The sequence below is a fragment of the Achromobacter pulmonis genome (assembly GCF_002885955.2).
Taxonomy (GTDB): domain Bacteria; phylum Pseudomonadota; class Gammaproteobacteria; order Burkholderiales; family Burkholderiaceae_B; genus Achromobacter; species Achromobacter pulmonis_A.
Window position 1 is genome coordinate 117570 of sequence record NZ_POQS01000002.1, and the last position, 24581, is coordinate 142150.

The 24581-nt window shown below is 67.3% G+C and carries 27 protein-coding genes; 17 read left to right on the top strand and 10 right to left on the bottom strand.

Features of this window, described 5'->3' with window-relative positions; all coding sequences use genetic code 11:
• The first annotated feature begins 23 nt into the window (after nucleotides 1-23).
• On the top strand, nucleotides 24-533 hold the full coding sequence (locus C1I89_RS06540) for a flavin reductase family protein (RefSeq protein ID WP_102771991.1): 510 nt from the start codon (nucleotides 24-26) through the stop codon (nucleotides 531-533).
• Nucleotides 534-541: 8 nt separating this feature from the next.
• Here the strand turns inward: C1I89_RS06540 and C1I89_RS35135 are convergent, their stop codons facing one another.
• The 3 genes from C1I89_RS35135 to C1I89_RS06555 all read right to left on the bottom strand — a co-directional run bounded on the left by C1I89_RS35135 (nucleotide 542) and on the right by C1I89_RS06555 (nucleotide 2584).
• The gene (locus C1I89_RS35135) at nucleotides 542-1006 is read right to left on the bottom strand and encodes a YMGG-like glycine zipper-containing protein (protein WP_102771992.1); all 465 of its coding nucleotides are present in this window, start codon (nucleotides 1004-1006) and stop codon (nucleotides 542-544) included.
• 157 nt (nucleotides 1007-1163) lie between these two features.
• The gene (locus C1I89_RS06550) at nucleotides 1164-1955 is read right to left on the bottom strand and encodes an IclR family transcriptional regulator (protein WP_102771993.1); all 792 of its coding nucleotides are present in this window, start codon (nucleotides 1953-1955) and stop codon (nucleotides 1164-1166) included.
• Nucleotides 1952-2584: a flavin reductase family protein gene (locus tag C1I89_RS06555; RefSeq protein ID WP_102771994.1), complete on the bottom strand. Its 633-nt coding sequence runs from the start codon at nucleotides 2582-2584 to the stop codon at nucleotides 1952-1954. The genes C1I89_RS06550 and C1I89_RS06555 overlap by 4 nt, the downstream gene beginning before the upstream one ends.
• Nucleotides 2585-2826: 242 nt before the next feature.
• On the opposite strand from C1I89_RS06555, the gene C1I89_RS06560 reads away from it, so the two are divergent.
• The 6 genes from C1I89_RS06560 to C1I89_RS06585 all read left to right on the top strand — a co-directional run bounded on the left by C1I89_RS06560 (nucleotide 2827) and on the right by C1I89_RS06585 (nucleotide 7559).
• Complete coding sequence (locus C1I89_RS06560) at nucleotides 2827-3795, top strand: Bug family tripartite tricarboxylate transporter substrate binding protein (RefSeq protein WP_102771995.1); 969 nt, start codon at nucleotides 2827-2829, stop codon at nucleotides 3793-3795.
• A 61-nt stretch (nucleotides 3796-3856) separates the two neighbouring features.
• Nucleotides 3857-4237, top strand: coding sequence for a RidA family protein (locus tag C1I89_RS06565; protein WP_102771996.1), 381 nt, complete (start codon nucleotides 3857-3859; stop codon nucleotides 4235-4237).
• Nucleotides 4238-4248: 11 nt separating this feature from the next.
• Complete coding sequence (locus tag C1I89_RS06570) at nucleotides 4249-5121, top strand: amidohydrolase family protein (protein WP_102771997.1); 873 nt, start codon at nucleotides 4249-4251, stop codon at nucleotides 5119-5121.
• Nucleotides 5118-6005: a fumarylacetoacetate hydrolase family protein gene (locus C1I89_RS06575; RefSeq protein WP_102771998.1), complete on the top strand. Its 888-nt coding sequence runs from the start codon at nucleotides 5118-5120 to the stop codon at nucleotides 6003-6005. Before C1I89_RS06570 ends, C1I89_RS06575 begins: the two co-directional genes overlap by 4 nt.
• The gene (gene hpaH, locus C1I89_RS06580) at nucleotides 5995-6777 is read left to right on the top strand and encodes a 2-oxo-hept-4-ene-1,7-dioate hydratase (protein ID WP_102771999.1); all 783 of its coding nucleotides are present in this window, start codon (nucleotides 5995-5997) and stop codon (nucleotides 6775-6777) included. The genes C1I89_RS06575 and hpaH overlap by 11 nt, the downstream gene beginning before the upstream one ends.
• 8 nt (nucleotides 6778-6785) lie before the next feature.
• Entirely contained in the window at nucleotides 6786-7559 is a 774-nt protein-coding gene (locus C1I89_RS06585; protein WP_102772000.1) for an HpcH/HpaI aldolase family protein, read from the top strand.
• 11 nt (nucleotides 7560-7570) lie between these two features.
• On the opposite strand, the gene C1I89_RS06590 is transcribed toward C1I89_RS06585, so the two are convergent.
• Nucleotides 7571-8320 carry an SDR family oxidoreductase gene (locus C1I89_RS06590; protein WP_102772001.1) on the bottom strand — a complete coding sequence of 250 codons (750 nt, stop codon included), beginning with the start codon at nucleotides 8318-8320 and terminating at the stop codon, nucleotides 7571-7573.
• A gap of 115 nt (nucleotides 8321-8435) precedes the next feature.
• Here C1I89_RS06590 and C1I89_RS06595 point away from each other — a divergent pair, with 115 nt between their 5' ends.
• A complete protein-coding gene (locus C1I89_RS06595; protein WP_102772002.1) occupies nucleotides 8436-8858 on the top strand; it encodes a hypothetical protein in 423 nt (140 codons plus the stop codon).
• Nucleotides 8859-8871: 13 nt separating this feature from the next.
• Here C1I89_RS06595 and C1I89_RS06600 read toward each other — a convergent pair whose 3' ends face one another.
• From C1I89_RS06600 to C1I89_RS06610, 3 genes are all read right to left on the bottom strand, one after another.
• Nucleotides 8872-9672, bottom strand: coding sequence for a hypothetical protein (locus tag C1I89_RS06600; RefSeq protein ID WP_102772003.1), 801 nt, complete (start codon nucleotides 9670-9672; stop codon nucleotides 8872-8874).
• Nucleotides 9673-9744: 72 nt separating this feature from the next.
• The gene (locus C1I89_RS06605; protein WP_102772815.1) at nucleotides 9745-10713 is read right to left on the bottom strand and encodes a Bug family tripartite tricarboxylate transporter substrate binding protein; all 969 of its coding nucleotides are present in this window, start codon (nucleotides 10711-10713) and stop codon (nucleotides 9745-9747) included.
• A gap of 113 nt (nucleotides 10714-10826) precedes the next feature.
• Complete coding sequence (locus C1I89_RS06610; RefSeq protein WP_102772004.1) at nucleotides 10827-11753, bottom strand: LysR family transcriptional regulator; 927 nt, start codon at nucleotides 11751-11753, stop codon at nucleotides 10827-10829.
• Between the two features lie 94 nt (nucleotides 11754-11847).
• On the opposite strand from C1I89_RS06610, the gene C1I89_RS06615 reads away from it, so the two are divergent.
• A complete protein-coding gene (locus C1I89_RS06615) occupies nucleotides 11848-14127 on the top strand; it encodes a DUF3604 domain-containing protein (protein WP_102772005.1) in 2280 nt (759 codons plus the stop codon).
• 82 nt (nucleotides 14128-14209) lie between these two features.
• Nucleotides 14210-15058, top strand: coding sequence for a hypothetical protein (locus C1I89_RS06620; RefSeq protein WP_102772006.1), 849 nt, complete (start codon nucleotides 14210-14212; stop codon nucleotides 15056-15058).
• On the opposite strand, the gene C1I89_RS06625 is transcribed toward C1I89_RS06620, so the two are convergent.
• Entirely contained in the window at nucleotides 15059-16216 is a 1158-nt protein-coding gene (locus C1I89_RS06625) for a GGDEF domain-containing protein (RefSeq protein ID WP_102772007.1), read from the bottom strand.
• Between the two features lie 148 nt (nucleotides 16217-16364).
• Here C1I89_RS06625 and C1I89_RS06630 point away from each other — a divergent pair, with 148 nt between their 5' ends.
• Nucleotides 16365-17300, top strand: coding sequence for a DNA/RNA non-specific endonuclease (locus tag C1I89_RS06630; RefSeq protein ID WP_102772008.1), 936 nt, complete (start codon nucleotides 16365-16367; stop codon nucleotides 17298-17300).
• A gap of 15 nt (nucleotides 17301-17315) precedes the next feature.
• Here C1I89_RS06630 and C1I89_RS06635 read toward each other — a convergent pair whose 3' ends face one another.
• Entirely contained in the window at nucleotides 17316-17705 is a 390-nt protein-coding gene (locus C1I89_RS06635) for a VOC family protein (RefSeq protein ID WP_102772009.1), read from the bottom strand.
• 33 nt (nucleotides 17706-17738) lie between these two features.
• Nucleotides 17739-18218 (bottom strand): VOC family protein, encoded by a 480-nt coding sequence (locus tag C1I89_RS06640; protein ID WP_102772010.1) that lies wholly within the window; start codon nucleotides 18216-18218, stop codon nucleotides 17739-17741.
• 177 nt (nucleotides 18219-18395) lie between these two features.
• Here C1I89_RS06640 and C1I89_RS06645 point away from each other — a divergent pair, with 177 nt between their 5' ends.
• The 6 genes from C1I89_RS06645 (at nucleotide 18396) to C1I89_RS06670 (ending at nucleotide 24412) form a co-directional block, all read left to right on the top strand.
• Nucleotides 18396-19178: a DUF899 domain-containing protein gene (locus C1I89_RS06645; protein WP_102772011.1), complete on the top strand. Its 783-nt coding sequence runs from the start codon at nucleotides 18396-18398 to the stop codon at nucleotides 19176-19178.
• A gap of 95 nt (nucleotides 19179-19273) precedes the next feature.
• Nucleotides 19274-19888 (top strand): helix-turn-helix domain-containing protein, encoded by a 615-nt coding sequence (locus tag C1I89_RS06650; protein ID WP_102772012.1) that lies wholly within the window; start codon nucleotides 19274-19276, stop codon nucleotides 19886-19888.
• Between the two features lie 84 nt (nucleotides 19889-19972).
• Complete coding sequence (locus C1I89_RS06655) at nucleotides 19973-21265, top strand: MFS transporter (protein WP_102772013.1); 1293 nt, start codon at nucleotides 19973-19975, stop codon at nucleotides 21263-21265.
• Nucleotides 21266-21300: 35 nt separating this feature from the next.
• Complete coding sequence (locus C1I89_RS06660) at nucleotides 21301-22566, top strand: NAD(P)/FAD-dependent oxidoreductase (RefSeq protein WP_102772014.1); 1266 nt, start codon at nucleotides 21301-21303, stop codon at nucleotides 22564-22566.
• A 34-nt stretch (nucleotides 22567-22600) separates the two neighbouring features.
• Nucleotides 22601-22960 (top strand): cupin domain-containing protein, encoded by a 360-nt coding sequence (locus C1I89_RS06665; RefSeq protein WP_102772015.1) that lies wholly within the window; start codon nucleotides 22601-22603, stop codon nucleotides 22958-22960.
• A 150-nt stretch (nucleotides 22961-23110) separates the two neighbouring features.
• Nucleotides 23111-24412, top strand: coding sequence for a UDP-N-acetylglucosamine 1-carboxyvinyltransferase (locus C1I89_RS06670; RefSeq protein WP_102772016.1), 1302 nt, complete (start codon nucleotides 23111-23113; stop codon nucleotides 24410-24412).
• The last annotated feature ends 169 nt before the right edge of the window (nucleotides 24413-24581 follow it).

A 24581-nucleotide genomic window follows, 5' to 3' on the forward strand; every position in this document is an offset into this window, starting at 1 on the left:
ACGCACGCGCAATAGACCTCAATATGTCACTTTCCAGCACTGCGATCGAGCCGTTGCGCTTTCGCGAAGTTCTCGGGCACTACGCGTCCGGCATTACCGTCATCACGACGCAGTTCGATGACGAGCCGATAGGTTTCACCTGCCAGTCGTTCCATAGCGTGTCGATGAGTCCGCCGCTGGTGTCGTTCAACGTGATGTCCAGCTCAGGCAGCTATCCCAAGATCCGCCGCGCCGGTCGCTTCGCAGTCAATATCCTGTCGGACGAACAAGTCAGGATTTCCAACCAGTTCGCTCGGCGAGGCACGGACAAATGGCATGAAGTCCAATGGCGGAAGTCGCCGCTAGGCAATCCGATCATTGCCGGCAGCCTGCACTGGCTCGATTGCGAAATCTATGCCGAACACGCCGCAGGCGATCATCTGATCGTGATCGGTGAAGTGAAGGCGTTGAACCTGCAAGAAGCTGCCGCTACGCAGCCATTGCTGTACTACAAAGGCCAGTATCGCAACATCGCCGAGCATTGCGAGGCTTGACGGTTCAATCAGGGCGTCACCTGATAGCCGCGTTGCTGCATACAGCTGGCATAGGTGGAGGCAGCGGCCGCATTGGCCTGCGACTGGGCGGCCCGGTCCTGCCGGCGTTCCTGCCGTTGCCGCGAACCGCCTACCACCGCCCCGGCCACCGCGGCGTCTTTCGCCTGGTTCTGCCGGTATTGCTGCTTGACGTCGTCGTCCAGGCGGTCATAGACCTCCTCATGCTGCCGGCCGCGCGCGCCGGCCACCGCCGCACCCGCCGCCGCCCCGGCAGCCGCGCCGCGCACGCGCCCGCCGGATTGGGGACTTTCCGGCGTGGCGCTGGCCCCATTGCCGGCCAGCGCCTGGCACGCGGCGCTGTCTTGCTGGGTGGTTGCGGGAGACTGCCCTTTGAGCGGCGTCGCCGTCTGGGCCGTGGCGCCCAGGCAGAACAGGGCGAGCAAGGGAACTGCGCAATACATGGACGTTCTCATGAAAAACTCCATTGAATCGAGAACCCGGATGATTGGAGTTTAGCTGGGCGGTGGGGTGATGGGTTACGCGCGGTGGAGGGTTGGGTTCTTGTCCGTGCTTTGCCGCGCTGCACCCATCCTACGCGCCCCACCGGCGCCGTCTGGATGGTATCTACACTTAACTCCGACCCGCCACCTGCGCATACCGCCCCGCGATCCCGCCCGCCGCCTGGCGCATCCGCTCCACCACCATCCCGAACCTCTCCACCGCCAGCCGTTCGGCCATCGCCGTCACCGTAATCGCCCCCAATGCTTCCTGTTTCCCCGACAGGATGGGCAGCGCCACCGCGCTGGTGCCCGGCATCAGCCCTGCCGGCGCATGCGCCAGCCCTTCTTTCCGGGCCTTTTCCACCCGCGCGATCACATCGTCCACGCGTTCGCCCAACACCTCCAGGCGCGCGGCATTGCTGCGCACCAGGCTGACGCTCTCGTCGGCGTCCAGACTCGCCAGCAGCGCCACGCCCGACACGCCCACTCCAAGCGGGCGTCTCACCCCCACTTCGATGGACAACACCTGTATCGGATGCCGCCCGGTCCGCCTGCCTATGCATATCGAGTCGTGTCCGTGGCGGATACTGAGAAACACTGTATCCCCGACCTGCTCCGCCAGTTCCGACAGATATGGGTCGGCCAGCGTCAATAGCGGAAAGCGCCGCGTGCGCGCCAGCCCCAGCAGGGTGACTTCCTGTCCGATCAGATACCGGCGCGTTTCCGGGTCCTGTTCGACCGCCTCCTCTTGCACCAGGGTCTTCAGCAGCCGATGCACGGTCGGACGGTTCAGGCCGGACATGCGTTCCAGGTCCACCAGGCGCACGCCCCGTTCCTGGCCGCACGCAATCAGCCGCAGCAGCGCCAAGGCGCGGCGCACGGTCTGGGCGCCGGAGGCGTTCTTGTCCTCGGCGTCGCTCATGCGGCCTCCGGCTTCATGACGGATTTGGGGGTTTGCGCGATGCCGCGCTTGGTGACGATGGGGCCGAGCGTTGCATAGTTGGGGCCGCCGATGCGGCAGATCGGCCGCAGCAACCGGGTATCGATCTTGCCGTCCTGCATCAAGCCGTCGCGGATGTGGAACATGACGACTTCGCCCACGAAGAATTCGGCGCCGGTGGCTCCGAAGGGCGTGACGCTGTGCAGCCGGCATTCCAGGCTGATGGGCGCGGCGGCCAGGCGGGGCGTCGGGATGGCGGCGCCGGGAAGCACCTGCAGGCCCAGCAGTTCGGCTTCGCTGACTTCGGCCGGATGTTCCTGGGCGCTTTCATGGAGCGGATCGAGGAGCGTCTCGTCGGCGATGTTCACGACGAAGTGGCCGTTGGCCATGATGTTGCAGCCGGTGTCTTTGCGCTGCCCGGCCTTTCTGCCGATGTTGACGCCGATCATGGGCGGCTGGTTGGAAACGAAGGTGTAGCAGCTGAAGGGAGCCAGGTTGACGCCGCCGTTGGCGTTGACGCTGCTGATCCAGGCGATGGGCCGCGGAACGACGATGCCGCTCATCAGGCGGTAGGTCTGTTCGGGGTTCAGGTCGGTTGCGGGGAAATGCATGCTGTCTCGCTCCGTAGTCCGGATATTGAACATCAGAATTTGGACTCTTTCATGCGCATACAGTGCGCCTAGCCTTATTTTCCGGCGTAGACCGCACAAGCCGGAACATGCCTGCGGAAGCTCTATCTCAAATTAGTCCAATATTCGGAACTTTTCTCCAAATTGGCGTTGTCCGGCATGGCGGGAATTCCTAGAGTGTCATCAAACAAGCAAAACGCGATGACACGCACAGGAGACTGACCATGAACCGCAACGCGCTGCGCGCCTGCGCCACTGTGGCGCTGACCGCCCTTACCTCGATGGCCCATGCCGCCTGGCCCGACAAGCCCGTGAAGATCGTCGTGCCCTACCCGCCCGGCGGCAATGTGGACGTGGCGGCGCGGCTAATTGCGCCGGGGCTGCAGGAGGCGCTGGGCCAGCCCTTCATCGTCGAAAACAAGCCCGGCGCGGGCGGCATGATCGCCGGAGAACAGGTGGCCCGCTCGGCCCCGGACGGGTACACGCTGTTCATGGCCGCGAATGGTCCGCTGCTGTTTTCGCCGCTGATTTTCAAGCGCGACGCATACAGGTGGGATCGGAATTTTGCGCCTATCAGTTCGGTTTCGTTCACGCCGCTGGTGCTGCAGGTGCGGCCCGAGTTGAAGGTGAGGAACCTGGGAGAGCTGTTGGCGCTGGCGAAGAAGGAGCCGGGCAAGCTGAACATGGCGTCGCCGGGCGCCGGCACGACCAACCATCTGGTGAGTGAGCTGCTGCAGTCGCTAACCGGCGCGCGCTGGACGACGGCGCAATACAAGGGGAACGCGCCGGCCACGACGGACCTGCTGGGCGGCCAGGTGGATTTCAATTTCGATCAGATTTCGGTGGCGCTGCCTTACGTGAAGGACGGGCGGCTGCGGGCGCTGGCGGTCACGACCGCCGAGCGCGTGCCGTCGATGCCCGACGTTCCCACGTTCGCGGAAGCCGGCGTGCAGGGCATGGAGGCGTCCACTTTCACCGGGCTGCTGGCGCCGAAGGGCACGCCGCCCGGGGTCCTGGACAAGTTGAGCGCGGCGCTGGGCAAGATTCTGGCGCAGCCGGCAATCATCCAGCGTTTCGACGAGCTGGGCGCGCAGGCGCGCGGCAGTTCGCCCGAGGAATTCACGCGTTACTTGGCCGCGGAAGACGCGCGCTGGACGCCGATCATCAAGCGCGCCGGCATTACGGCGAATTGAATCCGGACGCGCCCGCGACGCGGCGCGCCTTCCCCCTTACTTTCCCGATACGGAATCCGCCATGAGCAGACGCAGCATCTATGCCGAAGGCTTCAGCCACAAGAATCCCATTCCCGCCGCCTGCCGGATCGGCCCCATGCTGTATTCCGGCAGCATCCAGGGCACCGACCCGGCGACGGGCGCTTACGGCGCATCGCTGGAACGCCAGTGCGAACTGATGTTCGATCACGTGCGCCGCATTGTGGAAGCAGGCGGGGGCACACTGGGCCACATCGCCAAAATGACAGTGTGGATGCGCGACCGCAGCCAGCGTGCGGCGCTGAACGCGGCGTGGCTGCAGGCGTTTCCGGATGCGCAGGATCGCCCGGCGCGCCACACCATGCAGGCGGATCTGGATGGTGACAAACTCATCGAGTGCGATTTCGTCGCGGTGATCGGATAAGGGAACCGGCGATGACGCAATACCAACACTTCCATACCCATCCGACCGCGCCGGCGTATCGCTTGCCGCCGGGCTCGTGCGACAGCCAGTTTCATGTATTCGGGCCGGCGGACCGCTATCCGGTGCGTCCGGGCGCGGCGTATGAAATGCCTGACGCAACGATCGAGACGGCGCTGGGCCTGCACCGGCTGCTCGGCATCGAGCGCGGCGTGATCGTGCAGGCCACCACATATGGCGCCGACCACCAGGTCGTGCTGGACGGTCTCGCCGCGGCCGGCCCGTCGTACCGCGGCTGCGCGAATGCCGTGGTGCTGGCCGAGCGCGATGACGCGTACATCCAGAAGCTGCACGACGCGGGCGTGCGCGGCGCGCGCTTCACGCGCCAGGGGCTGGGCATCAGCATGGCGCCGGCCGTGTTCGACCGCGCCATCGCGCGCATCCGCGAGCTGGGCTGGTACGCCAAGTTCCAGCCGGAGCCCGACGGCATGATGGCGCAGATGGAGCAGTTCGAAGCGCTGGACATCCCGGTGCTGCTGGACCACATGGGCCGCGCCGATCCGGGCGCGGGCGCGGCCGATCCCACGCGGCGCAGCCTGGAATCGCTGCTGGCCCGCGGCAATTTCTGGGTGATGCTGTCCTTGACGGAGAAGCTGTCGCGCACGGGAGAGCCCTGGGACGACGTGATTCCGCTGGCCCAGGCGCTGATCGCCGCGAACCCCGATCGCGTGATCTGGGGCAGCGACTGGCCGCATCCGGTGTCGGTCAAGGCGACGCCGGACGAGGGCAGGCTGCTGGACCAGTTGGCGCGCTACGCAGGCGATGACGCCACGCTCAGGAAGATTCTGGTCGACAACCCCGCGCGCCTTTTTGGATTCGACGAATGAAACTGCTCAGCTTCACCCATGAAGGCCGCGCGCGCTTTGGCGCCCTGCGCGGCCAGGACGAGATTGTTGCGCTCGATGGCCAGGGCCACGACAGCCTGCGCGCCGCGCTGGAAGCAGGCGCCCTGCCCGCCCTGGCGCGCCTGGCCGGCTCGCTGCCGGTCACGCACCGGCTGAGTCAGGTGCGCGTGCTGCCGCCGGTTCCCGCGCCCGAGAAGATCATCTGCGTGGGCGTGAACTACGGCAAACGCAACGAGGAGTACCAGGACGGCAGCGCGCCGCCCGCCTATCCCAGCGTGTTCCCGCGCTTTCCGGGCTCTTTCGTGGGGCACGGCGAGCCCTTGCTGCGCCCGCCGGAGTCCGGGCAGCTCGACTACGAGGGCGAAATCGCTATCGTCATCGGCAAGACCGGCCGGCGCATCGCCGCGCAAGACGCCTGGAGTCACATCGCCGGCCTGACCTGCCTGAACGAAGGCACGGTGCGCGACTGGGTCAGGCACGGCAAATTCAACGTGACCCAGGGCAAGAACTTCGACGCCAGCGGTTCGATGGGTCCATGGATGGTGACGGCCGACGAGTTCGACCCCGCCGCACCGCTGACGGTGCGCACGCGCGTCAACGGCGAGCTGCGCCAGCAGGACTCCACCGACAACCTGATGTTCCCCTTCGCCGAACTGATCCGCTATATCTCCATCTGGACCACGCTCAAGCCGGGCGACGTCATCTCCACCGGCACCCCTATCGGCGCCGGCGTGCGCTTCACGCCGCCGCGCTTCCTGAAGCCGGGCGACGTGGTCGAGGTGGAAGTGGCCGGCATCGGCATCCTGTCCAACCCTGTGGCTGACGAGTCGGCCGCGCCCGCGCAAGGAACCCGCCATGCTCAATGAAGACGACCGCATCCGCGCCGCCAGCCTCCTGCTGGAGGCAGAACGCAGCGGCGTACCCACCACGCAACTCGACCAGGTTTTTCCAGGCATCGAGATCGCCGACGCCTATGCGATCCAGAAGCGCATCATCGACCAGAAACTCGCCGCGGGGGCCAGGTTGCGCGGCCACAAGATCGGCCTGACTTCCAAGGCGATGCAAAGCACGGTCGGCATCGACGAGCCGGACTACGGGCATTTGCTGGACACGATGTTCTATCAGGACGGCGAGACCATTCCCACCGCCAGGCTGATCGTGCCCCGCGTGGAGGTGGAACTGGCTTTCGTGCTGGGCAAGCCGCTGCAGGGTCCCGACGTGAGCCTGTTCGACGTGCTGGACGCCACCGACTATGTGGTGCCGGCGCTGGAACTGATAGACGGACGCAGCAAGTATCCGCGCCGCATCGTCGACAACATCGCCGACAACGCCGCCTGCGCCGGCATCGTGCTGGGCGGCCGGCCCGTGCGGCCGCTGGACATCGACCTGCGATGGGTGGGCGCCCTGCTCCTGAAAAACGGCGTGATCGAGGAATCGGGCGTGTCCGCCGCCGTGCTGGGGCACCCGGCGCTGGGCATCGCCTGGCTGGCCAACAAGCTGGCCCAGCACGATACCGGCCTGGCCGCCGGCCAGATCGTGCTGGCCGGGTCGTTCACCCGCACGGTGGCGGTCAAGAGCGGCGACACGCTGCATGCCGACTACGGCAAGCTGGGCAGCATCTCGGTCCATTTTTCCTAGGACGCCGCATGGAACTTCCCGTCAATTCCTTCAAGCGCGCGCTGCGCGAACAACGCCACCAGACTGGCCTGTGGGTCACGCTCGGGCATCCGAACAGCACCGAGCTGGTTGCCGCCAGCGGCTTCGACTGGCTGCTGCTCGATACCGAACACACGCCGGCGCTGCTGCCGACGGTAATGGCCCAATTGCAGGCCGCGGCCGCCTATCGCAGCCATCCCGTCGTGCGGCCGTCGTGGAACGACAAGGTCCAGATCAAGCAATACCTGGACATCGGCGCGCAGACCCTGCTGCTGCCCTATGTGCAGAACGCGGCCGAAGCCGAGAGCGCGGTGGCCGGCATGCGCTACGCGCCGCGCGGCGTGCGGGGCGTCAGCGGCACCATGCGCGCCACGCGTTATGGCCGGGTGCCCGACTATATGCGCCGCTGCGAGGACGAGCTGTGCCTCCTGGTGCAGGCGGAGACCGGCGAGGCGCTGGAGAACCTGGACGCCATTATCGCGGTGGACGGTGTGGACGGCGTCTTCATCGGGCCGGCGGACCTGGCCGCCAGCCTGGGCTATCCCGGAGAACCGCAGCATCCGAAGGTGGTCGCCGAGGTCGAACGCGCCATCGGGCGGGTACGCGCGGCCGGCAAGGCGCCCGGCGTGCTGACGCCGGACGAGACGCTGGCGCGGCGGTACATGGCCGCGGGAAGTTTATACACGGCGGTGGGCGTGGATGCGGCGATTCTGGCGCGGCACTGCGACCAGCTCGCGGCGCGGTTCGCTGCCGCCCCTGGCTAGCACACCTGCCCTCACTTCACCGCCGCATTCCCGCCGTCCGCGAACAAGGCGGAACCCGTGACGAAACTCGCCATGGAACTCGCCAGAAACAAGGCGGCCGAAGCGATCTCCTCGGGACGGGCGATCCGCTTCATCGCGTGCAGTCCCGCCGCCCATTCCTTCTGCGCGCTGTCGCCCGCCATCGCCGTGTCCACGCCGCCGGGCAGGAGCGCGTTGGCCCTGATGCCCTTGTCGCCATAGTCAGCGGCGATGCCTTTGACCAGTCCCATCAGCCCCGCTTTGGCGGCCGCATAGGCCGCCATGCCGGGCAGTCCCACGCTGGTGCCGACAAAGCTGGACGTGAAAATGATCGCTCCGCCCTTGCGCTCGAGCATGGCGGGGATCTGATGCGCGCTGCCCAGAAACGCCGAATGCAGGTTCGCCGCTATCGTCGTTTGCCAGTCGGCAAAGGCAATATCGGCCAGCGGCGCTATGGGTCCGGTGGCGCCGGCGTTGTTGAACGCGATATCCAGGCCGCCGAATTCCGCGACCGCCGCTGAGATCAAGCGTCTGTGGGTCTCGGGCCGGCAGGCGTCGCCGGCGACCACGCTCGCCTTTCCGCCCTGGCCGCGAATGCGCGCGGCCACCTCCTCCAACGCCGATTCACCCCTGGCGTTCAAGACGACGGCGGCGCCCTGCGCGCTGAACAAGAGCGCGGCGGCGCGCCCGATTCCCGACGATGCGCCCGTGATGATGGCGACTTTATCCTGCAGCAACCCCATGGCGGCGCTCCGATATGAATGGTGTATCTTCATTGTCCGGAGCGTTGGCCGAGACGGATATCCGGTTCTTGCGGCCCGTTCGACGCTCTCCCTGCAAGCCGCACGCGGAAACCCCATGCGCAACCGCCCCGATCCATTCGCCCCGCCGAAACGGCGACAGCCCGCACGCCAGAACTCGCTCCTCTGGATTCTCGAACCCCTGGAGCGCGACGCCAATTACGCCCACCGCAAGATGTTCGGCTGCGACGCGGCCTACCTGGATGAGGCGCTGTACCTGGTGGCCGCGGACCGCGACGATCCGTGGAGCGGCATTCTGGTGTGCACGTCGAAAGAACGGCATGCGGCGCTGATGGCCGAGCTGCCAGCCCTGCAGCCGCATCCCGTGCTGGGCAAGTGGCTGTACCTGCCGCAGACGGACGAGTCTTTCGAGGCGATCGCGCAGAAGCTGGTCGGGCTTGCGCTGGCGCGCGATCCGCGGCTGGGGGTGATACCCAAGCCGCGATCGCGGCGGCGCAGCGCCTGGCGTAACGAGGAATAAAGGCAGCAGGTCCCTACAGATGGCGGTGGCTGCAAACCATGGGCTGCCCGGCAAGCGCCTCCATCAGCCCCGCCAGCCCGCGCGCGCTGCCGTCATCCAGGCCTTCGGTGCGGATCAGGCGAAAGCCCATCGCCAGGCTGTATTGCCAGTCCAGTTCCAGGATTCGGTAGTCGCGGCCATCCTGCGGGCAATGCCATTGCGCGGCCGGGTCTTCGTAGGCGGCGCCGATGAAGTCGACGTGCGAGTCGAACGGCGGCATGGATTCCAGCAGTTTGTCGGACCCCGGCAGGCTGGGCTCGGAAAGGTTTTCGCCGACCGCCACGTGCGGCGCGGGGCCGTCATAAGCCAGCAGCATCAGCGGAAAATGCCTGGGGTCGGCGTCATAGGCGGCGCGCGTGTCGGCGTTGAGGTACGGCCGCGCCGCCGGGCCCAGGCAGTATTGCGGGCTGTTCCAATCGCTGCCCTCGTTGTCCAGATACAGGTCGCCCGGCACGATACCGCGCTGGGATAGCAACGCCAGCGCCTCTTCCATGGTGTCGTTATGGCGTATGGGCAGGTCCGCCGGCAGGTGTCCCGCCTGCACGTACATCGCGATCACGTCGCCCGTCGTGCGCAGGCCGTCCCGGTGCTGGTACGACCCTTCGTTCAGGCCGGCCAGGCCGAAGCTCAGGTTCAGCAATGCGCGATACGGGATGCGGTCGCCGCGCGGTTCGAGCACGTATCCCCCTTCCAGCAGCCTGGCTTCCAGCGCGCGCCAGTCCGGCGGCGGCAAATGCATATCGCGTGGGCAAAGAAACTGGTGGTGTTCGGACATGGACGACGCGTTCGTTCGAGGTTCGGGCGCGCCTTTTTAACATGGCGACGAGGACCTCGTCGGAACCGGGTGTCAATCCACCTTGGCGCCGGACCGTTCAACCAACGGCACCCATTTGGCGATATCCGCCTGGATGAACGCCGCCAGCCCGCTGGGCGGACCGTCGTGGAAGATCTCATAGCCCAGCGCCTGCAGGCGCCGGCGCTGTTCGTCGCCATCCATGACCTTGCGCGCGGCCGCGTTGATTCTGGCGACGACGTCGGGCGGGGTGCCGGCGGGCGCCATCAGGCCCAGGTCCACCGTGATGACGTACCCCGGCACGCCCTCCTCCATCATGGTGGGCACGTCCGGCAGCAGCGGCGACCGGGCTTGTCCGGTGACGGCCAGCGCGCGCAGCTTGCCTTCCTTGACCAGGCCGGACACGCTGGGGGTGTTGTAGAAGGCGAACGCGACTTCGTGCGCCATGACGGCGGCCACGCCCTGCGGCGCGCCGCGATAGGGAATGTGGGCGGCCTGGGCGCCGGTGATGGACAGCAGCAGTTCGGCCGACAGGTGGTGCGTGGTGCCGTTGCCGCCGGAGGAATACATCAGCTTGCCCGGCTGGGCCTTCAAGGCGGCGACCAGTTCGCGCACCGAGCGGTACGGGCTGTCGGCCGGCACGATGAGGACGTTGGAACTGCCCGCCAGGTAGGCCACCGGGACGAAGTCCCTGGTCGGGTCGTAGGACAGTTTGGAGAACAGGCCCAGGTTGATGGCCCAGGTGTTGTTCGACCCCAGGACCAGCGTGTAGCCGTCGGGGGCCGATTTGGCCACATAGTTCATGGCGATCTGGCCGCCGCCGCCGGGCCGGTTCTCGACCACCACGGTCTGGCCCAGCAACTGGCTCAAGCCGGGCTGGACCGCGCGCGCCAGAATGTCGGCCGTGCTGCCCGCCGCCAGCGGCACGACCAGGGTGATGGGACGTTCGGGAAACGGCGCGGCGCCGGCCGGCATGGCGCCGAACCCCGCAAAGGCCAGGAGGGCCGCCAGTAGTGCTTTCATGATGCCTCCGCGGTGGTGCTTGCTGTGGAAACCATGCGGCATTGCATGATGCGAAGCAGCGTATCCGAGGCGGCCCGCCCGCAGAATAGGCGGGGTGCTATAGCGTCATGCCATCATGGCATGGCGGCTTCGCGGCGCAGCCGCTGCGATACCGAGCGGACCACGGCGACGAAGGCCTGGGCGGCGGGAGACAGCGGGTAGTTGGCCTGGCGCGCGATCGAGATCGGCCATTCCAGGCTGGGGTTGCGCAGCGCGATGCTTTTGATGCCGGCCGGCATCTGTCCGTGCGCGATCTGCGGCAGCATGGCCACGCCCATGCCGGCCTGGATCAGGCCTATCGCCGTGGACAGCAGCACGACGCGCTGTTCCACCCTTGGGTAGATGTCGGCGGCGATGAGCCGCCGGCTGATGCTGAGCCACGGCGGGGCTTCCGGATTGAGCTGGATGCACGGCAGTTCGGCCAGCACCTTGGCGTCGACCTCCTCGAAGCGGGCCAGCGGATGGTCGGCGCGCACAAAGAGCGCGACGCCGCGGTCCAGCAGCGGTTCGACCATGATGCGGGAGTCGTCGTCCGGCATGACGGCGCCCAGGCCGACGTCGGCCTCGTGCGAGAGCAGCCGGGTCCGGATCTGCTGCACCATGCAGTCGACCACGATCAGGTCGAGCTGGGGGTGGCGCTGGTGGAATTCCATGAGCACGTGCGGCAGCAAGGTGGCGGCGGTGACGTGGCCGACCGCGACCATGACCTTGCCCAGCTTCAGTTCGGAATGTTCGCGGCTTTCCTGGATGGCGCTGTCGATGGCCAGGATGGCGCGCCGCGCCACGTCCGCCATGGCCTGGCCGTCGCGCGTGAGCGAGACCTCGCGGCCGCGCACGACCAGCGGCTGGCCGACCTCGGCTTCGAGCCGGCGGATCAGGTGGCTGACCGAGGGCTGCGACAGCCCCAGGCGTTCGCCGGCTGCAGTGAAGCTGGCGGTTTCGCCTATCGCGACGAGCGCGCGCAGCTGGCGCAGCGAGACGGATTCGACCGGATCTGACATGCCATGACGTCATGATGGAATAGTTTCCATACTATAGCTACATGCCCGAGCGCTCCCTAAGATGGGATTTCCCTAACCTGCGCACGGAACCGCAATGCCGCACTCCTCCTACGCCGCCGACCGCATGGGATCGGCCGTCGTCGAACCGTCGGGCCGCTTCGAAGCGGGCAGCCTGGCCTCGTTCACGCTGACCTATACCGCCGGCTATTTCGGCATCGACGACACCGGGTCGATCAAGATCGTGCACCGCTTCGCCAGCGACATGGGCAAGCCGCAGTTCGACCGGCCCGACGGCTGGAACTACACCACCGTGGAGGCTTCGAACGGCGCGGTGCTGCAGGTGGAGTACGACGGCAAGCGCAACATCCGGCCCTGGGACAAGACGCTGTTCATCCGGGTGGTGCGCGGCTATCTGGAGGAAGGCGACCGCATCGTGGTGCGTTTCGGCGACACGCGGCAGGGCTCGCCCGGCATGCGGGTGCAGACCTTCAGCGAACCGACCTTCGAGTTCAAGGTGCTGGTGGACGCCTTCGCCACCTACAGCTACGTGGAGCTGGAGAACTCCCCCACCATCGCCGTGGTGGCCGGCCCGCCGGTCGCGTACAAGGCGATCCTGCCGAGCCAGGCGACGGCCGGCGAGCCGTTCAGCCTCGGTTTCAAGGGCGAGGACAAATGGGGCAACCCCAGCGACCGCGTTTCGGGCGAGTTCACGCTGCGCAGCAGCCTGCCGTTGCAGGGCCTGCCCGCCTCGTTCTCGATGCGCGAGGGCCAGCATGCGCTGCGGCTCGAAGGGCTGATGGCGCAGGCCCCCGGAGAACTGCGCATCGAGGTGCTGCGCGACGGGGTGCCGGTGGCGCACAGCACGCCGTGCCGGATCGTGCCGGCCGGCGACGGCAGGCGCGGTCATTACTGGGCCGATCTGCACGGACAGTCCGAGGAAACCATAGGCACGAATTCGGCGGAAGAGCTGATCCTGTTCGCGCGCGACCGCGCGTTTCTGGACGTCATGAGCCACCAGGGCAACGACTTCCAGATCACCACGCCGTTCTGGGAACACCTGAACGCGCTGACGGCCAAATACAACCAGGACGGCGCGTTCATCATCTTTCCCGGCTACGAATGGTCGGGCAACACCGGTCTGGGCGGCGACCGCAACGTGCTGTATTTGCAGGAGGGCCGCCCCATCCACCGCTCCTCGCACGCGCTGATCGACGATCTGTCGGACCTGGCGCTGGACGCCAACGACGCCGACGCGCTGTTCGATGCGCTCAAGGACGAGGACGTGGTGGTGTTCGCCCACATTGGCGGGCGCTACGCCGACATCACGCGCTCGCACGACGCGCGGCTGGAACGCTCGATCGAGATCCATTCGGACTGGGGCACTTTCGAGTGGCTGCTGGAGGATGCGTTCCGGCTGGGCTACCGCGTGGGCATCCTGGCCAACAGCGACGGGCACAAGGGCCGGCATGGCGCCAGCCACCCCGGCGCATCCCTGTTCGGCGCGTACGGCGGCCTGAGTTGCCTGATCGCCGACCGGCTGACCCGCCAATCCATCGCCGAATGCCTGCGCCAGCGCCGCCATTACGCCACCACCGGCTGCCGCGCCTATCTGGACGTGCAGACGCATTTCGAACGGCCGGCGCTGCGCTATTCCGACGATCCCAAGCTGGGCGCGCCGGTGACGCTGGAACCCGTCACGCAAGCCGACATGGGCGCCATCCTGTCCTGCGACGGCGACGCGCTGGAGTTTTCCTTCGAAGTGCTGACCCACGGCCCCATCGAACGCGTGGAGGTCCGCAACCGCATGGACGTGGTGCAGACGCTCACGCCTTACGACGAGGCCGCGCTGGGCAGCCGCATCCGCATCATGTGGGAAGGATCGGAGTACCGCGGCCGCGGCCGGCAGACGGTGTGGGACGGCAGCGCCACGCTGGAAGGCAACGCCTTCGTGGATCCGCAGCCGATCAATTTCTGGAACCTGGACAAGACGCTGGAGCAGCCGCGGCCCGACATGCTGAGCTGGCGCTCGCTGACCACCGGCGGCTTCAGCGGCATCGACGTGCGACTGCGCGATCCGCAGGCCGGCGTGCTGAAGATCGACACGCCGGTCGTGCAGACCGAGATCGCCGTCGACCGGATCGGCCTGGAGCCGGTGGTGGTGGAAAACGGCGGCATCCGGCGCCGGCTGCAGGTCTATCGCCTGCCCGACGAGAATCCGGCGCGGCGCATGCAGGGGCGCGTTCGCGTGCCGCTGCACACGGGCCCCGACAATGCGGTGTACCTGCGCATCACCACCGAAGACGGGTTTTTCATTTACTCCAGCCCGATCTATGTGGAGCGCGTCTCGAACGTATCGGGAACGCGCGAAAAATAGCGATATCCGCCCTTCGGGCTTTTCTTTGCGACGAAACTACCGTAAATACCCCACATCCTTTTAAGACGACAGGAGTTGGGGTATGGCAGAGAAAGGCGCAATCCATGGCTTGGCGATAGGCGTGCCGTCGGCGGTGCTGGCGGGCGCCGTCGCGTTGTCGCTGCTGGGCTATGGCGCCGCCAATGCGATCGAAACCCGCTTTGGCATTCCCGCCGAATTGACTTACGGCTCGCCGCTGGACCTGCTGCATCTGTCCCGCCATGCGCTCACCAGCTGGATGGAAATGGCGGACAAGCTGCACGAGACCGAGAACTTTCGCTGGCTGGTCTACGCCATGGCGGGCGTGGGACTCGCGCTGACCTTGATAGCCATCGCCGCGCGTACTCCCAAGGTACGCCATCAGGCGGTAAAGGCAGGCGGCCGGGCGTGGCGCGCGCTGTCGAATCTGCCGGGCGCCGGGGCGCTGCGTTGGCTGCGCAGGCAGGCGCTGAGCTTCACCCCGCTGGCGATAGGCGCAGCCGTTCCATGGCTGCTGATTATCCTGATGAAGATGGCAATCACCGTGTTCGTCATTCTTCCCTACGCCGGATACAAGGGTGCGCTGCTGCACTTCGACACCTGGGTCGTATCCGCGGAATTCTGCAGCCCGATACGAGGCCGCAATGAAAGACTGAACCCGTTCAACCTCAACGCCTCGCCGTCCAGGCAGGAATACAAGACCAAGATCACCCCCTGCCTGTCCCTCTGGCAAGACGGCGCCCTGGTTGCCGAAGGCCGGCATGTCGCCTCCACCGATAGCACGGTGATCCTGTTCGACCCGGTAAGCGGGAATGTGGTGATCGAACCCACCGAGGGCCGGTCCATGCGCTTGAGCGGCCCGTCCGCCGCCGTCCTGAACGATCAGCTGCAAGCCCCGCTCACCGACGATTGACTACGCCTGCCACGCCGCCACCAGCCGGTTTCCGCCCGCTTCCTTGGCGCTGTACAGCGCCCGGTCGGCGGCGGCTAGGGCTTCGGCCAGCGGCGGCGCGGCCCGTTCGTAGCGGGCCAGGCCGATGCTGACCGTGGCCGGCATGGCGATGCCGTCGGCCTGGGCCGCGATGGCGCCGGCGAAGCGTTGCGCGATGGATTCGCCCAGCGTGTGGGCGCGGCCGGCGGCGTCGCCGGCCAGCAGCGCGGCGAATTCCTCGCCGCCGATGCGGGCGAGGATGGCGTCGGGGCCCAGCACGGCGCGCGCCGTTTCCGCGAAGGCCTGCAGCACCTGGTCGCCTTTCTGGTGGCCGTGGCGGTCGTTGATGGCCTTGAAGCGGTCGAGGTCGAACGCCAGCACGGCCAGCGGCGCGCGGGCTCCGGCGTCCTGCAGCAGGCGCGCGCCCTGCTCGAAGAACCAGCGGCGGTTGCCCAGCCGGGTCAGGTAGTCGGTCTGCGATTCACGCAGGAGCTGGCCGTGGGTTTCCTCGCGCACCAGCTTGAGCAGGGTCATGGGCAGGAGGATCGAATACAGCACGCCCTCGTACATGGTGAGCGTGCTGGCGGTCAGATGTATGCCGGGGCCGTGTCCGGCCACCCACCACGGCAGCAGGCAGGCGCGCGCGGCGTAGATCAGCGCGTGCACGCCGGTCACCGCCGCGGCGATGCGCAAGGGCGTGTAGGCCTTCAGCTCGTCGCAGCGCAGCAGCTGCCAGGCCGTCATGCCGCTGACCAGCGCGATGGGAAATGCGCTGACGTATTTCCAGACGAGGTCCTCGCCCCGCTCGCCGGCCGCCGCCCATATCAGCGCCATGACGATGAGCAGCGCGAAGGAGGCGGCGCGGTAGCGCCTGCCGCGCAGCGAGGCCGCGCCGTTCATGACCAGCAGATAGCCGCTGAGCACGATGAGGTTGGCCGCGGCCGAGCCCAGCCCGCCCGGCACGCGGCTACGGAACAGCGCGGCGGTGCAGCCCAGTGCCAGCGTCGCGAAGCCCGCCGCCAGGATGCGCAGCGAGCGGCTGCGCCGGGGATGCGTGCGATGCTCCCAGAACGTCAGGCCGGCCGTGGCCAGCAGGGTTCCGATGATGATGAAGTAAAGGGTGAGGAGATCGACGTACATCGGAGACGTTGGGTATGGCGCGGCTTTTTGCGCGGCAGGCCGAAATTCTACAAGGGCCGGCTTACGGCCGGGTCCCGCGCGCGCACTCATCTACAATCGCAGGCCATGCCGGTCGTAGGCGCGGCCGGGCGGTAGCTCACAGGTAGTAATGACGCGCGCGAAGAAAGCCCCTCCCAGGAAGAAACGTTCCACCAGCAGGTCCACGGCCCGTTCCAGCGGCCGATTCCCGAAGTTCCTGAAAGCGCTGCTGTTTTCGTCGCTGGCGAGTTTCGGCGCGGCCACTTATGTGCTGAATCCGCAGTGGCGGATTCCGGCGCCGGTGCAGGAGGCGCTGAACCGGCTGGGCTGGCCGGCCTTGCCGCACGAGCGGACGGCAAGGCCGCAGGAACGGGCGGCGCCCACGGCCGCGCCGGCCGGCGCGCCGGCCCAGACCATGTTCGCCGAGTGCCGGCAGTTCTTTCCGCATTCGCGCCCGCCGGAAGTGCCGGGCAGCCAGAAGCTGCGCGAGATCTGTTTTTCGGCCTTCGCCATCCTGCACGACGGCCAGACCAAGACGCCGGTGTTCGTGGCCGAGCGCCTGAACCGCCGGATGCTGACGCAGGCCCAGGGCCTGCAGCGCACCGACAGGTTCTACGCCGAGGCGCGGCTGCCGCGCGCCGAGCGGGCCGAGCTGGACGACTACCGCGGCTCGGGCTATTCGCGCGGGCACATGGCGCCGGCCGGCGACATGTCCACGCCCGAGGCCATGGCGCAGAGCTTTTCGCTGGCGAACATGGTGCCGCAGAACCAGATCCATAACGGCGGCGCCTGGAGCGCCATCGAGCAGGACACCCGCAAGTACGTGATGCGCGCCGCCGGCGACGTGTACGTGTTCACGGGGCCGGTATACGGCGAACGGCCGCAGACCATCGGTTCGGGCGTGGCGGTGCCCAGCTACCTGTACAAGGTGGTGTACGACGCCACGTCGGGCCGCTCCTGGGTGCACTGGCAGGCCAACGCCGCCGGCACCCGCGCGGGGCCGCCGATCAGCTACGAGGAGTTCGTGCGGCGCACGGGACTGAAGCTGCTGCCGGCCGGCGGCTGAGGCGCGCGGCCGGATTCAGCCGTTCATCTGGTACAGCTGTATCAGGTTGCCGCAGGTGTCGGAAAAGATGGCGATGGCGACCATGCCGGCCGGAGTCGGGTCCACGGTGAAGGCCACGCCTTTTTCCTTCAGGCGCCGCACGTCTTCCTGCAGATCCGCGCTTTCGAAGGCGGTGACGGGAATGCCGTCGTTCCTCAGCGCGGTCTGGTAGGCGTTGGCCGCCGGATGGCTGTTGGGCTCCAGCACCAGTTCCAGATCGCCGGGGCCGTCGGGCGAGACCACCGTGATCCAGCGCGCCGCGCCCATCGGGATGTCGTTTTTCTTCTGGAAGCCCAGCACTTCGGTGTAGAAGCGCAGCGCTTTGTCCTGGTCGTCGACGAAGATGCTGTTGAGCTTGATTCTCATGGGGAGGCTCCCGTGGTTTGCGCAGGCGCGCCCTCAGCCGCGCCAGGCGGCCTCGATGGCGGCGATGTCGATCTTGCGCATGGTCATCATGGCCTCGAAGGCGCGCTTGGCCGCCGCCGGGTCGGGGTCGGCGATGGCCTCCATCAGCACCCGCGGCGTGATCTGCCAGGACAGGCCCCACTTGTCGCGGCACCAGCCGCATTCGCTCTCCTGCCCGCCGTTGCCGACGATGGCGTCCCACAGCCGGTCGGTCTCGGCCTGGTCCTCGGTGGCGATCTGGAATGAAAAGGCTTCGCTGTGCTTGAAGGCCGGCCCGCCATTCAGGCCCAGGCAGGGAATGCCGATGACGGTGAATTCCACCGTCAGTACGTCGCCCTGCTTGCCCGAGGGATAGTCGCCCGGCGCGCGCAGCACCCGCTGCACGGCGCTGTCGGGGAAGGTCTGGGCGTAGAACTGCGCGGCTTCCAGCGCGTCGCGGTCGTACCAAAGGCAAATCGTGTTCTTGCTGGCCATGGCGGCTCTCCTGACGAAGTCCCGGTAGGTGCAGCATAGCCGCGATGCCGGTCCGGCAAGCGTTACCAAGCTTTGGAAAATGTTGTGGGCGCAATGCCGCCACATTTGTTACTCCCGGCGCAGGATGTGCGGTGCCACACTGTTCCCACGGACATCCAACCCAGGAGGAACCCGCTCATGACAGCCCCTACCGACAACGCCAGCCCCGCCGCCGCATCCCCCATGCGCACGCCCCCGGTGGTTTCGCCGCAGGAATGGGAGGCCGCGCGCCAGCGGCTGCTGGTGAAGGAAAAAGCCCACACCCGCGCCCGCGACGCGCTGGCCGCCGAGCGCCGCCGCATGCCCTGGACGGAGGTGGACGCCAATTACGCCTTCGACGGCCCGCACGGCCGGCTCAGCCTGTCCGACCTGTTCGACGGACGCCGCCAACTGATCGTCTACCGCGCCTTCTTCGAGCCCGGCGTCTACGGCTGGCCGGAACATGCGTGCCGCGGCTGCTCCATGGTGGCCGACCAGGTGGCGCACCTGGCCCATCTCAACGCCCGCGACACGACCCTGGTCTTCGTTTCGCGGGCGCCGCAGGAAGACATCGCGCGGCTCAAGGCCAGGATGGACTGGAAGATGCCGTGGTTCACGCTCACCGACGGCTTCGACAAGGATTTCGGCGTGCACGAATGGCACGGCACGAACGTGTTCTTCCGCGACGGCGACCGCATCTTCCGCACGTATTTCCTGAACAACCGCGGCGACGAACAGATGGGCGGTACCTGGAACTACCTGGACATCACGCCGCTGGGCCGCCAGGAGACCTGGGAGGATTCGCCCGAGGGATACCCGCAGACCCCGACGTACAAGTGGTGGAACTGGCACGACAGCTATGTCCAGGGCGCGGCGCCCGACCGGAAGTGGGTGGAAATATCGGACGCGGGCGAGGCGGCATTCCGCAACAAGAACAAGTGAGTCCCCGTCTAGGGGTATTCCCGACCCCGTATTGTGGCAAAAGTGAAATTTCCCTATTATTTTTTCAATGAGAGTGAAAAACAGACCAGAGTTTCATGAAATCCGATAAGCCCGAAGACAGCCCGAACGCCGCCGACGAACACGACAAGGCCCTGGGCGAACGCCTGCGCGCGGCGCGCCTGCAGCAAGGCCTGAAACTGAAGGACGTGGCGGAACGGGCCGACATGTCGATCGCGCTGATCAGCCAGGTCGAACGCGGCCTCAGTTCGCCGTCCATGCGCAGCCTGCGGGCGATCTGCCACGCCCTGGGCATCGACGGGGCCAGCCTGCTGGCCCCGGCCCCCAGCGGCCCGGTCAGCGACGAGCAGAACGAGTTCACGGTCCGGGTCGCGGCGCGCAAGCCGCTGAAGCTGGGCAACAACGGCGTCACCAAGTACCGCATCACGCCCAGCAGCTGCGCCACCCTTGAAGGGTTCCTGATGGAGCTGGAACCGGGCGCGGCCTCCGACCCCGGCTTCCTGGTGCAGGCCAGCGACAAGATCGGCTACGTGCTCAGCGGCAAGCTCCAGATCTTCGTCGACGACAAATCCTTTTTGCTGGAGGCCGGCGACAGCTATGGCTTTTCCGGCAGCCACCCCTATCGGTGGCAAAACGGCTGGGACCAGAAAACCGTTTTCCTGGTCGTCAACAGCAACCATTTCTACGTCTGACCCCCTCCCCATTGCTCCACCGCATTCCAGCCCATACCGACAAATAAAAGGCCGCGACGCGGCCATCCAAGGGATAACACCGCAATGAACTCGTCTTCAGCATCGATCGGCGCGCGCCCGGCGCGCGTTCCCGCGCGCAAAGGCAAGCTGCGCGACATCGTGGCCGCCAACATCGGCGCCTTTTTCGAGTGGTACGACCTGCTGGTCTACGCGCTGTTCGCGCTGCCGATTTCGCGGCTGTTCTTCCCTTCCGACGACCCGCAGACCGCCCTGCTGTTCAGCTTCCTGACCTTCGCGAGTTCCTACCTGATCCGCCCGGTGGGCGCCGTCCTGCTGGGCATCTACGCCGACAAGAAGGGGCGCAAGGCCGCGCTGTCGCTGACCGCCACGCTGATGCTGATCGGCACGGCGCTGATGGCGCTCATTCCCACCTACGCCACCATCGGCGCGCTCGCGCCGGTGGCGCTGGTGGCCGGCCGCCTGCTGCAGGGCTTTTCCGCGGGCGGCGAATTCGGCACCGCGAATTCCTACCTGACCGAACAGAATCCCAGAATCAAGGCGTTCCTGGCCAGCCTGCAGTTCTCCACGACGGGCCTGGCGCTGGTGGTGTCGGCGCTGTTCGCCTACTTCATCAACCACTACCTCACCGAAGCGCAGATCGACAGCTGGGGCTGGCGCCTGCCCTTCGTCTTCGGCTGTCTGATCGGCCCCGTCGCCCTCTACATCCGTTTCAAGATCGATGAAACGCCCGAATTCGACGGCGAGCAGGCGCAACGCGCCGCCCCGCTGCGCGAGACCTTCCGCCTGCACAAGCGCTACCTGCTGCTGGGCGCGCTGATCGTGGCCGCCGGCAACGTCGCCAGCTATCTCAACATCTACATGCCGACCTTCGCCATCAACAACCTGGGCATTTCCAAGGACGATGCGTTCGTAGCCTCGATCTGCAGCGGCCTGGTGTGCACCTTCCTGCCCATGCTGGGCGGGCTGGCCGCCGACCGCTACGGCGCGGTCAAGACCATGGCCGCCGCCCTGGTGCTGGGGCTGATCATCATCGTGCCCACCTTCAGGATGCTGACCGGCGCGCCTTCGTTCGGCTCGCTGGTGCTGTTCCAGTGCCTGATGTCGCTGGTGTTCTACAGCTTCTATTTCGCGCCGGTCGGCTCGCTCCTGGCGCAGCTGTTCCCGACCTCCTGCCGCACCACCGGCGTATCCATCGCGTACGTCGCGTCGCAGACCTTCTTCGGCGGCGTCACTCCCGTGGTGGTGGGCTTTTTGGTGACGCGCACCGGCACGATCATGTCGCCCGCCTACTACCTGATCGCGATCGGCCTGGTGGCCATCGTCGCGCTGGTCAGCGTGCGCGCCAAGGTCCGCTGAACTCCCGCCAACCTCTTACAGGCGCTATCCGTTTCATGGACACCCGCATTCCCTCCCACGTGGACGTCGCCGTCATCGGCGGCGGCATCATCGGCATCAGCACGGCCTGGTCGCTGGCCCGCGCCGGCCTGCGCGTCGCCGTATTCGAAAAAGGCGTAGTCGCGGGCGAACAGTCCTCGCGCAACTGGGGCTGGATACGCTCGGTCGGGCGCGACCACCGCGAACTGCCGCTGGCGCTGCGCGCCAACGCCCTGTGGCGCGAGTTGCAGGCGCAGGCGGACGTGGGCTACCGGCAGCGCGGCCTCGCCTACCTGGGCCGCAGCGCGGCCGATATGCAGGGCCACGCCAAATGGCTGGAAGCCGCGCGCCCGTACGCGGTGCCCGCCAGACTGGTCGATGCCGCCGACCTGCCCGCCCTGCTCGGCGCGCAGAGCGCGCGCGCCTGGGCCGGCGCCCTCTACAACGCCGACGACGGCGTGGCCGAGCCGCAGCTGGCCACCGCCGCCATCGCCGGCCTGGCGCGCGCGGCGGGCTGCCAGATATTCGAACGCTGCGCGGTGCGCGGCCTGGACCTGGCCGCCGGCAGGGTCGGCGGCGTGGTCACCGAACGCGGCGCCGTCGGCGCGGCGGCCGTGGTGCTGGCCGGCGGCGCATGGTCGCGCCTGTTCTGCGGCAACAGCGGGGTGTCGTTCCCGCAACTCAAGGTGCACGCCTCGGTGCTGCGCACCACGCCGCTGGAGACCGGCATGGATCTGGCCATCAACGGCGGCGACTTCACCTGCCGCAAGCGCGCCGACGGCGGCTACACGGTTTCGCAGCTCGGCGCCTCCACGGCCGACCTGACGCCCGACAGCATCCGCCTGATGCGCCAGTTCCTGCCGGCCTGGATGGCCGAGCGCAAGTACCTGAAGCTGCGCGTCGGACGGCGCTTCATCGACGAACTGAAGATGCCGCGGCGCTTCGCGCTGGACGCGCCCACGCCGTTCGAGCAGCACCGCATCCTCGACCCGCAGGCCGGCATGGCGGCCATCTCCACCGCGCTGGAAAAGCTCAAGGCGGCCTTCCCCGCCTTCGCGCCCGCCCGCGTGGCCGGCGCCTGGGCCGGCATGATCGACGTCACGCCGGACGCCCTGCCCGTCATGTCGGCCGTGGATTCCGTGCCGGGCTTCTTCCTGGCCTCCGGTTTCTCGGGCCACGGCTTCGGCATCGGCCCCGCCGCCGGCGAACTGATGAGCGAACTGGTCCAGGGCAGGACGCCCACCGTGGACCCGGCCGCCTTCCGCCTGTCGCGCTTTGCCTGACCCCTTTTTTCACCCCGTTCATGGAGTACATGCAGTGCCTGACAACAATGCCCGACTGATCCGTTTCAACGGCGGCCCGATGGTCGATCCGGTCCCCGGCAAACCCAAGCAGCCGCTCACCGGCGACGCGTCGTTCCTCAGCGTCAAGGCCTTCGACCACGAAACGGCGCGCGCCGGCGTGTGGGAAAGCACGGCGGGCACGTTCCAGGCCAACAACGCCGGCTATATCGAATTCGGCTACATCGTCGAGGGCGCCTGCCGCCTGGTCGATCCGGACGGCACCGTGCATGCGCTGGCCGTGGGCGACGCCTTCGTCATGCCCGAAGGCTATTCGGGCCGCTGGGAAGTCGACCGGACCGTCAAGAAAATCTACTTCATCAGTGTCACCCGCTAAGCACGAACGCCCGGCCCGCCCGGGCATCCCCGCCCCCCCGGCCAGCGGCAGCTTCGGCGCCTGCGCCGTCGTCAGCACCTCCCCTAAGGCATCGTCGTGCGGCGCGACAGTACAATTCCCCTGCTTTTTTCTTCTCCTGCCCGGCCATCCATGTCCAATCTCATCGTCCACGGCGGCACGCCCCTGCGCGGCCGCGTCACTCCTTCGGCCAACAAGAACGCGGTGCTGCCCGTGCTGTGCGCCACGCTGCTGACCGACCAGCCGCTGCGGCTGCACGGGGTGCCGGACATCACGGACGTGCGCAAGATCCTGGAGATCTTCCGCACGCTGGGCAGCGACGTGCGGCTCGACGAAAGCACCCGCACGCTGGACCTGCACCACCGCGACACGGCCTTCGACGCCGCCCGCCACCGGCTGCCCGAGGAAATGCGCTCGTCCATCATGCTGGTGCCGCCGCTGCTGGCCCGCTTTGGCGTGGCGCGGCTGGAAGACAACGTCAAGGGCTGCACCCTGGGCGTGCGCGAGATCGATCCGCACGTGGACATCTTCCGCTCGTTCGGCGGCGAGGTGGAGCGGGCCAGCGGCTCGCTGCTGGTGCGCGCCAGCGGCCACCTGCGCCCGACCCATCACTGGCTGGACTACGCCTCGGTGACCACGACCGAGAACTTCGTGCTGTGCGCCGCGGCGGCGCAGGGCGAATCCACGCTGACCAACGCGGCTTCCGAGCCGCACGTGCAGGAGTTCTGCCGCTTCATGGCGATGATGGGCGCCGACATCGACGGCATCGGCACCTCGCGCCTGACGGTGCGCGGCGGCGCCCGCCTGAAGGGCGGCGAATTCACCTTCGAGGAAGACTTCCACGAAATCACCACGTTCCTGGCGCTGGGCGCGATCACCGGCGGCGACGTGGTGGTGCGCAACAGCACCCCGGGCAACTTCCCGCTGATCGACCGCACTTTCGCCAAGTTCGGCGTGCAGATCGTGCATGAAAACGGCTGGTCGCGCGCGCTGCGCCAGGGCCCGCTCAAGGTGCAGACGCCCTTCACCAGCAACGTCCTGACCAAGGTCGAGGCCGCGCCCTGGCCCTACTTCCCGGTGGACCTTTTGCCGATCTTCATCGCGCTGGGGGTCTGCGCCGAGGGCAACGCCATGTTCTGGAACAAGGTCTACGACGGCGCGCTGGGCTGGACCGGCGAATTGTCGAAGTTCGGCGCCCACGTGTTCTCGTCGGACCCGCACCGCGTCATCACCTTCGGCGGCCGTCCGCTGACGCCGGCGGTGGTCGAAAGCCCCTACATCATCCGGGTCGCGATCGCGCTCTTCATGGTGGCCAGCAGCATCGGGGGCCGCTCGGAAATCCGCAACGCCACGCCTATCCGCCGCGCCCATCCGCGCTTCGTGGAAAACCTGCGCAGCCTGGGCGTGCAGGTGGAATGGACGAGCGAAGAATAGCTGCCGGCGGGCCGGCGCAAGCCTATACTTTGCAGACACACACGCTCCATTACGCGTAACGGGAGCCCGCCGACTTACTCCCGGCGCGACGCGCCGGGAGCGTGGCACTCCAGGGTCATGGCCCCTTGCACCGGAGGCGGATGCCATGTCGCGCCCCGCAGATTGAGAC

What these genes read in the sequence shown, in the direction of transcription:
- C1I89_RS06540 (WP_102771991.1), top strand. Translation starts at nt 24, where the DNA reads ATGTCACTTTCCAGCACTGCGATCGAGCCGTTGCGCTTTCGCGAAGTT.
- C1I89_RS35135 (WP_102771992.1), bottom strand. Translation starts at nt 1,006, where the DNA reads ATGAGAACGTCCATGTATTGCGCAGTTCCCTTGCTCGCCCTGTTCTGC.
- C1I89_RS06550 (WP_102771993.1), bottom strand. Translation starts at nt 1,955, where the DNA reads ATGAGCGACGCCGAGGACAAGAACGCCTCCGGCGCCCAGACCGTGCGC.
- C1I89_RS06555 (WP_102771994.1), bottom strand. Translation starts at nt 2,584, where the DNA reads ATGCATTTCCCCGCAACCGACCTGAACCCCGAACAGACCTACCGCCTG.
- C1I89_RS06560 (WP_102771995.1), top strand. Translation starts at nt 2,827, where the DNA reads ATGAACCGCAACGCGCTGCGCGCCTGCGCCACTGTGGCGCTGACCGCC.
- C1I89_RS06565 (WP_102771996.1), top strand. Translation starts at nt 3,857, where the DNA reads ATGAGCAGACGCAGCATCTATGCCGAAGGCTTCAGCCACAAGAATCCC.
- C1I89_RS06570 (WP_102771997.1), top strand. Translation starts at nt 4,249, where the DNA reads ATGACGCAATACCAACACTTCCATACCCATCCGACCGCGCCGGCGTAT.
- C1I89_RS06575 (WP_102771998.1), top strand. Translation starts at nt 5,118, where the DNA reads ATGAAACTGCTCAGCTTCACCCATGAAGGCCGCGCGCGCTTTGGCGCC.
- hpaH (WP_102771999.1), top strand. Translation starts at nt 5,995, where the DNA reads ATGCTCAATGAAGACGACCGCATCCGCGCCGCCAGCCTCCTGCTGGAG.
- C1I89_RS06585 (WP_102772000.1), top strand. Translation starts at nt 6,786, where the DNA reads ATGGAACTTCCCGTCAATTCCTTCAAGCGCGCGCTGCGCGAACAACGC.
- C1I89_RS06590 (WP_102772001.1), bottom strand. Translation starts at nt 8,320, where the DNA reads ATGGGGTTGCTGCAGGATAAAGTCGCCATCATCACGGGCGCATCGTCG.
- C1I89_RS06595 (WP_102772002.1), top strand. Translation starts at nt 8,436, where the DNA reads ATGCGCAACCGCCCCGATCCATTCGCCCCGCCGAAACGGCGACAGCCC.
- C1I89_RS06600 (WP_102772003.1), bottom strand. Translation starts at nt 9,672, where the DNA reads ATGTCCGAACACCACCAGTTTCTTTGCCCACGCGATATGCATTTGCCG.
- C1I89_RS06605 (WP_102772815.1), bottom strand. Translation starts at nt 10,713, where the DNA reads ATGAAAGCACTACTGGCGGCCCTCCTGGCCTTTGCGGGGTTCGGCGCC.
- C1I89_RS06610 (WP_102772004.1), bottom strand. Translation starts at nt 11,753, where the DNA reads ATGTCAGATCCGGTCGAATCCGTCTCGCTGCGCCAGCTGCGCGCGCTC.
- C1I89_RS06615 (WP_102772005.1), top strand. Translation starts at nt 11,848, where the DNA reads ATGCCGCACTCCTCCTACGCCGCCGACCGCATGGGATCGGCCGTCGTC.
- C1I89_RS06620 (WP_102772006.1), top strand. Translation starts at nt 14,210, where the DNA reads ATGGCAGAGAAAGGCGCAATCCATGGCTTGGCGATAGGCGTGCCGTCG.
- C1I89_RS06625 (WP_102772007.1), bottom strand. Translation starts at nt 16,216, where the DNA reads ATGTACGTCGATCTCCTCACCCTTTACTTCATCATCATCGGAACCCTG.
- C1I89_RS06630 (WP_102772008.1), top strand. Translation starts at nt 16,365, where the DNA reads ATGACGCGCGCGAAGAAAGCCCCTCCCAGGAAGAAACGTTCCACCAGC.
- C1I89_RS06635 (WP_102772009.1), bottom strand. Translation starts at nt 17,705, where the DNA reads ATGAGAATCAAGCTCAACAGCATCTTCGTCGACGACCAGGACAAAGCG.
- C1I89_RS06640 (WP_102772010.1), bottom strand. Translation starts at nt 18,218, where the DNA reads ATGGCCAGCAAGAACACGATTTGCCTTTGGTACGACCGCGACGCGCTG.
- C1I89_RS06645 (WP_102772011.1), top strand. Translation starts at nt 18,396, where the DNA reads ATGACAGCCCCTACCGACAACGCCAGCCCCGCCGCCGCATCCCCCATG.
- C1I89_RS06650 (WP_102772012.1), top strand. Translation starts at nt 19,274, where the DNA reads ATGAAATCCGATAAGCCCGAAGACAGCCCGAACGCCGCCGACGAACAC.
- C1I89_RS06655 (WP_102772013.1), top strand. Translation starts at nt 19,973, where the DNA reads ATGAACTCGTCTTCAGCATCGATCGGCGCGCGCCCGGCGCGCGTTCCC.
- C1I89_RS06660 (WP_102772014.1), top strand. Translation starts at nt 21,301, where the DNA reads ATGGACACCCGCATTCCCTCCCACGTGGACGTCGCCGTCATCGGCGGC.
- C1I89_RS06670 (WP_102772016.1), top strand. Translation starts at nt 23,111, where the DNA reads ATGTCCAATCTCATCGTCCACGGCGGCACGCCCCTGCGCGGCCGCGTC.